The organism is Petrachloros mirabilis, from assembly GCF_975968855.1.
This window is the reverse complement of the sequence record NZ_CDLUDY010000109.1, coordinates 1-9,663: the sequence shown is the minus strand read 5'-3', so window position 1 is coordinate 9,663 and position 9,663 is coordinate 1. Positions and strand designations below refer to the sequence as shown.

At 54.1% G+C, this 9,663-nt stretch carries 8 protein-coding genes; 6 read left to right on the top strand and 2 right to left on the bottom strand.

All coding sequences use genetic code 11. The annotated features are described in order from the left end of the window. From carB to ACWVCN_RS04600, 3 genes are all read left to right on the top strand, one after another. The coding region (gene carB / locus ACWVCN_RS04610) for a carbamoyl-phosphate synthase large subunit (protein ID WP_455244344.1) at positions 1-1,857 on the top strand (1,857 nt) is incomplete at its 5' end. Between the two features lie 17 nt (positions 1,858-1,874). Next, positions 1,875-2,351, top strand: coding sequence for a transcription elongation factor GreA (greA, locus tag ACWVCN_RS04605; protein WP_455244343.1), 477 nt, complete (start codon positions 1,875-1,877; stop codon positions 2,349-2,351). A gap of 1 nt (position 2,352) precedes the next feature. Then, complete coding sequence (locus ACWVCN_RS04600) at positions 2,353-3,153, top strand: SAM hydrolase/SAM-dependent halogenase family protein (RefSeq protein ID WP_455244342.1); 801 nt, start codon at positions 2,353-2,355, stop codon at positions 3,151-3,153. 42 nt (positions 3,154-3,195) lie between these two features. On the opposite strand, the gene ACWVCN_RS04595 is transcribed toward ACWVCN_RS04600, so the two are convergent. Both ACWVCN_RS04595 and bioA read right to left on the bottom strand, forming a co-directional pair. Next, positions 3,196-4,431, bottom strand: a complete 1,236-nt coding sequence (locus ACWVCN_RS04595) for a hypothetical protein (RefSeq protein ID WP_455244341.1) — start codon at positions 4,429-4,431, stop codon at positions 3,196-3,198. 131 nt (positions 4,432-4,562) lie between these two features. After that, positions 4,563-5,945 carry an adenosylmethionine--8-amino-7-oxononanoate transaminase gene (gene bioA, locus ACWVCN_RS04590; protein ID WP_455244340.1) on the bottom strand — a complete coding sequence of 461 codons (1,383 nt, stop codon included), beginning with the start codon at positions 5,943-5,945 and terminating at the stop codon, positions 4,563-4,565. A gap of 156 nt (positions 5,946-6,101) precedes the next feature. Between bioA and lepA the strand changes: the two genes are divergently transcribed. From lepA to rfaE1, 3 genes are all read left to right on the top strand, one after another. Further along, positions 6,102-7,901 carry a translation elongation factor 4 gene (gene lepA, locus ACWVCN_RS04585; protein ID WP_455244339.1) on the top strand — a complete coding sequence of 600 codons (1,800 nt, stop codon included), beginning with the start codon at positions 6,102-6,104 and terminating at the stop codon, positions 7,899-7,901. Between the two features lie 2 nt (positions 7,902-7,903). Further along, a complete protein-coding gene (gene lepB / locus ACWVCN_RS04580; protein ID WP_455244338.1) occupies positions 7,904-8,650 on the top strand; it encodes a signal peptidase I in 747 nt (248 codons plus the stop codon). Continuing rightward, on the top strand, positions 8,620-9,663 hold a 1,044-nt coding region (gene rfaE1, locus ACWVCN_RS04575; RefSeq protein ID WP_455244337.1), incomplete at its 3' end, for a D-glycero-beta-D-manno-heptose-7-phosphate kinase. The genes lepB and rfaE1, both read left to right, overlap by 31 nt.

Genomic DNA, 9,663 nt, shown 5'->3' with positions numbered 1-9,663 from the left:
GCTTTTTTGGAGCAGATTCGCGATGTGATTCAATTCGAACAATGCCTCGTTGATCGCGCTAACTCCAATCCAGGCGTCATAGATGAGGAACTCCTGGTAGAAGCAAAAGAACTTGGATTTTCAGACGAGCGTATCGCCCAGCTTACCGGAACCTCGGCTGCCTCCGTGAGGGAGCAGCGGACTGCACAAGCCGATGGAAAGCGTTCGTTAACCTACAAGAGGGTCGATACTTGCGCCGCCGAGTTTGAGGCCCATACCCCGTATCTCTACTCCACCTACAGCAGCGAATGCGAAGCGCGCCCGACCGACCGAAAGAAGGTCATTATCCTCGGAGGTGGCCCCAACCGCATCGGACAGGGCATTGAATTCGATTATTGCTGCGTGCATGCCTCGATGGCACTACGCGAAGAGGGCATCGAGACGATCATGGTGAACTGCAATCCGGAGACAGTCAGCACCGATTACGATACCTCCGATCGGCTCTACTTCGAGCCGTTGACCGAGGAAGATGTTCTGAACATCGTCCAGCGTGAGCAGCCGCTTGGCGTGGTGCTCCAATTCGGGGGGCAAACGCCCCTTAAGCTTGCCATCCCTTTGTCGAAGGACGGAGTACAGATTTTAGGAACAAGCCCGGATGCCATCGACCGAGCCGAGGATCGGGAACGGTTTCGCGATCTTCTGAATAAGCTCGGACTTCGGCAGGCCGACAGCGGAATGGCCCGGTCGGTAGATGAGGCGGTTGCGATTGCTTCAAAGATTAGCTACCCCGTGATGGTTAGGCCCTCCTATGTACTTGGTGGGCGATCCATGCAGATTGTTTATGACGAATCCGGCTTGTTGGCATACATGGGGTCGGCGGTCAAGGCCTCTCCCAAACATCCCGTGCTGATCGATAAGTATCTGTCTGATGCAATCGAAGTCGATGCTGATGCCATCTGCGACGGTCGGCAGGTCGTTGTTGCCGGCATCATGGAACATATCGAAGAGGCAGGTGTACATTCAGGGGATTCAGGTTGTTCACTCCCGCCATACTCGCTTGATGAGACTCTTGTGGAGGAGATTCGGCGTCAGATGACCGCCTTGGCGCTCGAACTCGGTGTCGTCGGATTGATGAATGCCCAATTTGCCGTTAAAGATCGGATAGTCTATGTCTTAGAAGTGAATCCCAGAGGATCGCGGACCGTTCCCTTCGTGAGTAAAGCCATCGGAGTTCCGTTGGCGAAGCTGGCGATGAAAGTCATGGTGGGAAAGACCCTGGACGAACTTGGCTTTACAGCGGCCAAGAAGCCGACTCATTTATCGGTTAAGGAATCCGTGTTTCCGTTTAACAAATTTCCTGGAGTCGATGTGTTGCTTGGTCCAGAAATGAAGTCAACCGGAGAGGTAATGGGGATCGATGCCGACTTTGGTTGGGCATTTGCCAAGTCGCAAGCGGGTGCTGGAGCGACACTCCCGAGAGGAGGAACGGCCTTGATTAGCGTGAAAGAAGCCGATCGATCCGCGGCCCTTGATGTAGCAGTGCGGCTTCATAAACTAGGGTTTACTCTGCAGGCCACCAGCGGTACTGCGGCATTCTTGCGGGAGAACGGGTTGGAAGTCGGGACGGTGCGAAAAGTGACAGAGGGGCGACCCCACATCGTTGATATCATCAAGAACGGGGAAGTCGCGCTCGTCGTCAATACAGTGGGAACAGCTGCTTCGCACGAGGATTCACTTTCCATTCGCCGGGAGGCCCTGAACAAAGGCCTGGCCTACTACACGACGATGAGGGGAGCCCGCGCAGCCGTGATGGGCATCGAGGCTATGATCAGGAACGAACTGACGATCCGCTCGCTTCAAGAGTATCATCAATCGTAACAGAGGAATAACGGACCATGCCGACACCGATTACGAAGAAAGGATACGAGGCACTCAAGGCCGAACTGGATCGCCTTCGCAAGGTGGAACGTCCGCAGGTTATCGAAGCGATTGCCGAAGCCAGATCGCATGGGGATTTGAGTGAAAACGCGGAATATGATGCTGCGAAGGAGCGGCAGGGGTTTATCGAGTCGCGTATCGTCGAGATTGAAACTAAACTGGCCGATGCGCGGGTCGTCGAGATCGCCGGACGTGTCTCGGACACGGTGGTGTTCGGGGCCACCGTGCAGCTCATTGAGCAAGAGTCACAAAGCAGGCGCCAGTACACACTCGTTGGACAGGACGAGGCGGATATGAAATTCAATCGAATCTCCATCCAATCGCCAGTCGGCCGTGCATTGATCGGGAGGCGTGTCGGCGATTTCGTGGAAGTCAAAACTCCTGTCAAGACGGTGGAGTACGAAGTCGTGGAGATCAAGTTCGAGGAATTCTAGCGTGCTGCAACCCCTCGGGCTCGTCACGTTGCTGACCGATTTCGGCGAGAGAGATTGGTTTGTGGCGAGCATGAAGGGTGTGATTCTCTCAATCAATCCTTCGGCTACGATTGTCGATCTGAGCCATCAAATCCCCTCCCACGCCGTTGAAGATGGCGCCTATGTGCTGCAATCCTGTTATCGTTATTACCCCTCCGGTACCATCCATGTCGCTGTCGTTGATCCTGGAGTAGGCAGCACGAGACGTCCGATTTTGGTCAGGACTTCCCGCTATTATTTTTTGGCCCCTGACAATGGCCTACTCTCGTACATATTCGAGCAAGAGACCGATATCGAGATCCGGGAGCTTGAAAACAAACAGTTTCGGCTTGACGCTGAGGGACGTACGTTTGACGGACGAGACGTATTTGCTCCCGCCGCAGCATGGTTAACCAAACATCAACTCTTTGCTTCATTTGGCCGTGTTCTCGAAGAATCCCGAAAATTTGCTATCCCAAGCCCTCGATGGGAGCAGCAGGCCTTGCGCGGCGAAGTTGTCTATATTGATCAATTTGGCAATCTCATCACAAACCTGACGAGCCGGCACGTGCAAGAGGTACGAGACGTCTCCAAACGTGCCGATCCGTTCATTCGAGTCGGCGGGAACGTCATCGAGGGAATGGTTGGTAGCTACTCGGAAGGAGTGGAAGGCGCGCCACGGGCGCTGATCAACAGCGATGGCCGGTTGGAAATCTTTATCAAGGAGTTCAGTGCCAGTGCGCGTCTTCGTGTCGCACGGCATGAGACTGTAGTGCTCGGCTGAGACTGCTTGTCTCTTTCGGATGACTTTTCTGGATGGACAACGTCAAAGCGTAGCGAGGACAAGTCGCACGAGGCCTATAATGTCTTCTGTGCCTGATGCGGGAGTGATTCGGTTGACCAGTCGATTGTATCCGGCCTCTACGGCGACACGTGCCTTCCATGCTGCGGATGGGCGAAGGTTCCAGCTTAAGCTTCCCCTGCCGCCGATCTTTTCATAATCGATCAGGCCGTCACTGGAGCGAGAGTTCCCGTAATTGCCGGAAGCGCTAATATATAACCGTCTGTTCTTCTTGTATTGCAGGGTGAGTGAAGCGGATGGACTGTTGATCCTCAGGCCTGACCAATCATCCGTCTCTTGGCGATATCCTAGAGTCGGCATCACGGTAAAATCCTCCAGAGGACGGAAAACACCGGCCAGCAACTGATTTCTGACCGTGCGGTTCACCTCTCCTTGCAAGAGATCGCGGTTGACTGTGTAGCTGGACGAAAGCCTGATATTCCAATGCAACCTCTGATAGGCCAGCGAACTTTCAAATATATGGGAGCGAGTCTGCTGTACCGCCTGGTCGGCCGTCACTTGGGTATTTCTGCTGAATTCATTTGCATAGCGCAACTTCAATTCAGGCCATGATGGCCTGGCCAAGGCGAGACCAATCTGGCCGTACGTCCGTTCCAATCTTGGTTTGGTTGGATCTCCGTCTACATTGTTCAACCGGTTCCCGATGGAGCTTTTTACATTTATCCATCCCTCCCTCCACTCGCCCCAGAGTTCTCGATCTTCCTGATCGGGTGTTTGAAGGTACGCCTGACCGGCATGGCGGTAACGGATTCCATAGCTAAAGCCATCGTCCTTCCGTGTGAGACCAAATCGCACCATTCGGTCTGAGTCATGATACCGAGTGTCACCGGGGATTGTGGCTGCGAGCCAGCTTTTTCCCCCCTGGGCAGTGGCAATTTCTGCATCCGTCGAAAAAGCGCCGTTGAACCAGGTCGTATTGGCAAGGAGACCATTCGATCGACGGTATTCGGTCTCGGGAACGAGATCGCGAAGGCGTTGGGCAGCGGCCGGAGCAGCACTGGTGGTGGATCTGAGGTGCGTTTCAAAAATCGGGTGTGGCTGGCTCACGTTTGAGACCGGTCCGGCAGCAGCGTTGTCGGGATACTGAAATGACCAGGGTTGATCGGTTGATTCGAGATGCGGTGATTCAGCGGCGAGGGCCAGAATCTGGCTATCAACGAGGGACAGAAGCAGACTGATTGTCAGAAGAACGAACTTCAAAAATCCTCCTGATCGCTCCAGTCAAAGAGAAGTCTAGCATCCAGGACATACTTGTCTAATGCCTCAATCCTTCGAACATTTTCGCCGAGTGTCCCTGTCTCGATCGCTAGGGAAATGACGAGGGAGTAGGACTACTTATTGGTATCCAGGCGTTCCGTGACCGAACGAATTGCGTTTGCCACGATAGAAACCATGCGAGTTAGCGTTTTAGGGTCAATAGAGAGAGGGGGCATCATCACGATGATATGTCCCAAGGGGCGAAGGAGAAGGCCTCGTCGTTTTGTCTCCTCTGCGATCTTGTGGCCGATTCTGGATTCCGGTCGGTAGGGTGTCTTCTCATGACGATTTTGAACGAGTTCTATGCCGGTCATGAATCCCGCCTGCCGGATGTCTCCCACGTGCGGCAGATTGCGAAGCGGCAGCAGGAGCTTGGTAAGGAGCTTCGTCTTAGGCCGCAGGCGCGCGAGTGTCTTCTCCTTTCGGAAGACGTCGAGGTTTGCCAAGGCGACAGCACAACCGAGCGGATTGCCGGTGTAGCTATGGCCGTGGAAAAAAGTTTTGAATTCCTCGTAGCGTCCCAGAAAGGCTCGATAGATCTCTTCCGTAGCGAGGGTTGCCGCCAGGGGCATGTAGCCACCCGTCAATCCCTTGCTGACGGCCAGGAGGTCGGGTGTGACGCCTTCCTGCTGGCAGGCGAACATCTTTCCTGTGCGACCGAATCCCGTGGCAACTTCATCGGCGATCAATAGGACCCGATATTTCGTGCAGAGATCGCGAATCTGTGAAAGGTAGCCGGGCGGTTGTACGATCATCCCTGCCGCAGCCTGAATAATGGGTTCGATAATGAAGCCCGCCAAGTCACGATGACGCGCTTTGAGGATCGTTTCGATAGGCTCAAGGCAAGCGATTCGGCAAGAGGGATGGGTCAATTTGAGGGGGCATCGATAACAATACGGGGGATCCGCTTCCAAAGTTGGAAAGAGTAACGATTTAAACCGTGCATGAAAAAGTTCGATGTTGCCGACGCTGACGGCCCCGATCGTGTCGCCGTGGTAGGCCATTTTCAGATGAAGAAATCGATTCTTGGGGCCCGCGTTTGGATCGGATTGCTGCCAATACTGAACAGCCATTTTCAAGGCTACTTCAACTGCTGTTGAACCGTCGTCTGAATAGAAAACTCGACTGAGCCCCTTTGGCGCGATGCGGATAAGCTGTCGCGCGAGCCTGATCGCGGGTGGATTTGAAAGCCCGAGGAGTGTTGAATGAGCTATCTGACCGGTCTGGCGTTTGAGAGCTCGATCCAGTATGGGATGTCTATGGCCGTGGAGGTTGACCCAGATAGATGAGGTTCCGTCGAGGTAACGGTTTCCGTCGGTATCGATGAGGTACGGCCCCGTGCCTCGTTCGATAATCAGCGGTTCTACCTGTTCCCATTTCTTCATTTGGGTGAAAGGATGCCAGAGGTATCGTCGGTCCCAGTTGCTAAGGGGCGCAGTGGTTTTTTTCTTTTTCACGCGGTGGATGCCGTGCGGAAATAATTCAGGAAGTTGAGGGTGAAAACCCGTGAGCGATTGTTGTCCGGCGCGGATTATACGAGGGGTTGTTTGCTTTGACAACCTGGGGGCCAGTTACTATAATGAACCGATTTTATTGAAGAAATGAGCTAGGATTTGCAAAATCTGATACGCAATTTTTCGATTATCGCCCATATCGATCACGGCAAATCAACCCTCGCTGACCGGTTCCTAGAAATCACAGGCGCTGTCACTGCCCGAGAGGCCAAAGAACAGATCCTCGATGCCATGGATCTGGAACGTGAGCGGGGGATTACGATCAAGGCCCACGCGGTAGCGATCCGTTACAAGGCTAAGGATGGGAAGACTTATGCCTTGCATCTGATCGATACCCCGGGGCACGTCGATTTCACATACGAAGTCTCTCGAAGCTTGGCTGCCTGTGAGGGGTCGCTCTTGCTAGTCGATGCCACCCAAGGGGTTCAAGCGCAAACCATAGCCAACGTCAATCTGGCGATGGCGAACAAGCACGTCATCATTCCGGTCATTAACAAAATAGACCTGGCCAGTGCCGACGTGGAAAACACGAAACATTCCATCTCGGAAGTATTGATGCTGGAGGCCAGTGACGCGATGCCCATCAGCGCCAAAGAAGGGCGCGGAGTCCCCGAAGTGCTTGAAGCGATTATCGAACGAATTCCGCCTCCGTCTGGTGATCCGAACGCTCCCCTCAAAGCGCTGATTTTTGATTCCTGGTTCGACAATTACCAAGGGGTGATCGTGTTGACCAGAATCATCGATGGGACAGTTCGTCCCGGCATGAAGATTAAAGTAATGTCTAACGGGCGAACATTCGAAGTGATGGAAGTCGGGCAGTTTACGCCCAAACGGGTAAAGAAACAGGAATTATTGACGGGTGAGGTTGGGTACCTCAGCGCCAATATGAAGGAAGTCGCGGACGTCAAGATCGGTGACACCATCACCGATGCTGTTGTGCCAACCAGTGAGCCGTTCCCTGGCTACAAGGAGGCAAAGCCGCTGGTCTTCTGCGGGCTCTATTCGACGGATACTGCGAAGTACGAAGACTTGCGGGACGCATTGGTCAAATTGCGGCTGAACGACTCCTCGTTCGTCTACGAACCGGAAACCTCGCTGGCGTTGGGTTTTGGATTCCGCTGCGGGTTCCTTGGCCTGCTCCACATGGAGATCATCCAGGAACGGTTGGAGCGGGAATACGGTCTGACCTTGATCACGACAGCGCCGACGGTGGTCTATCGGGTAACGACGACCAAGGGAGAGGTATTGGAAATTGACAATCCCGCCGACTTGCCTCCGCCGAACAACATAGTACGGTTCGAAGAACCATTCATTCTGGCCACGGTTATCACGCCGGAGCGTTACATGGGGGCAATCTTACAGTTGTGCCAAGAACGCCGGGGGATCCAGCGCAGCATTCATTTCCTCGATCCCACACGCGTCTTGATCAGCTATGAAATGCCTCTGAACGAAGTGATTCTGGATTTCTTCGACAAGCTGAAATCTCGGACACAAGGCTATGCCTCGTTGGATTACGAATTGCTTGGTTATCGCGAATCAGATCTCGTCAAACTTGATATTCTCCTCAACGCGGAGGCTGTCGATGCGCTGTCGTTCATCACCCATCGGGATCGTGCCTATCCCCGAGGCCGCCAGTTAGCCGAAAAGATGAAAGAGTTGATTCCGAGGCAGATGTTCGAGATCGCTATTCAGGCGGCCATCGGCAACAAAATCATTGCGCGCGAAACGATCGGGGCCATGAAGAAAAACGTTACGGCGAAGTGCTACGGGGGAGACATCACGCGAAAACGGAAATTGCTCGAAAAGCAAAAGGAAGGGAAAAAGCGGATGAAAGCGGTCGGCAGTGTGGAAGTGCCGCAGGAAGCGTTCCTGGCGATTTTGAAAGTCGGTGATGAATGAGCATGGATCCGAACATTCCCAGTTCCGACGAGCTGGCTTCACGTACCGAAGAGAGGGCGGGAGAGCATGCGTCGGCAGGTTCTCGGGTGGACAAAAAATCCGTGTTCCGCGAATACGCGGAAGCGATCGTGGTTGCTATGCTCTTGGCCTTTGCTATCCGCATGTTTGTCGTACAGGCCTTCAAGATTCCATCTGGGTCCATGATTCCAACGCTCCTGATCGGTGACCACATTCTTGTCAGCAAGTTGTCGTATGGAATTCAGTGGCCAACCGACTGCAAGCTCCAGATGGCGCTTCCTCCATTTAACTGTTATGCCTCGTATACACTCATTGAATTCGGGAAACCACAGCGAGGAGACATTATCGTGTTCCGTTTTCCGGAAGACGAGGAAAAAGATTTTATAAAGCGCATTGTCGGCATTCCCGGGGATAGCGTGCAGATCAAGGACAAGGTGGTGTTCGTCAACGGGATGCCGCTCGACGACGAGGCCTTCACGCAACGCATTGATCCCGGCGTCATCGATGGGACAATCAATCCGCGTGATAATTTCGGGCCGGTGATCGTACCGGAAGGGGCCTATTTCGTGATGGGGGACAATCGCGATCAAAGTTTGGACAGTCGATTTTGGGGCTACGTGCGCGAAGAGAAGATTCGGGGTAAAGCCTTTCGTATCTATTGGTCGTGGAGCGGGCAGGGGCAATGGAAGGATTGGGTCCGATGGGAACGGTTCGGAAAAGCGATTCAATGAAGAGAGCGGGACGAATGGCCGCATCACCTGAGCGCGGCTACGGTGACAAACCGACTGCGAGGGAATTGCGCAAGCGCATCCAGCAATTTCCGCAGGCCTCCGTCCTGGTCCTCGGTGATTTGATCCTTGACCATTATATTTGGGGCCGCGTAAGCCGAATTTCTCCGGAGGCCCCGGTACCGGTCGTCCACGTGGAATCCGAGTCAGTCAGACTCGGCGGAGCCGCCAACGTGTTCAACAATATCTTGGCGCTTGGAGGGAAGGTTGACCTCTGTGGGATGATTGGTTCAGACGAGGCAGGACGTATCCTTCTTAAAGAATTGGGAGGAAAGCGGTCAGGCCGTGGAGGAATCGTCATCGATCAGGAACGGCCAACGATCAAGAAGTCGAGGATCGTTGCGCACAATCAGCAGATTGTTCGTTACGATGTCGAGCGGAAAGGCGAACTGAAACCACACCTTCAGAAGCGCATCTTGCGCTATGTGGAATCACGGCTGCGTGAACTGAACTGTCTGGTCGTCTCGGACTATGCGAAGGGGGTTGTGACTGCTGGATTGATGGCTGAATTGACTCGGTTGGCAGCCTTGCGGAGAATTCCCGTCATTGTGGATCCTAAAGTCGAACATTTTGGGTTTTATAAAGGGGTAACGCTCATTACGCCGAACAATCTTGAGGCGACGCAGGCTGCGGGCCTCCACGGTGATGGTGATCAGACGATCCAAGAAGCCGGTGAGATCATCCGGCAGCGGCTCGGCTGTCAGGCTGTGCTCGTGACCCGCGGCGAAAAAGGGATGAGCCTTTTCGAAAAAGACGGGGCTGCTTGGCATATTCCCGCGCAAGCCAGGCAGGTCTATGATGTGACCGGTGCCGGTGATACGGTCGTCGGCACGTTGGCTCTCGCACTCTCTTCGGGGGCCTCGATGAGAGAAGCGGCGACGTCTTGTCTGCTGAGGCCTTCGGCCGAGCCTGCTGCACTGTTGCTGCCGCGGGTGTCGAACAGGCTTCCGCTCGTG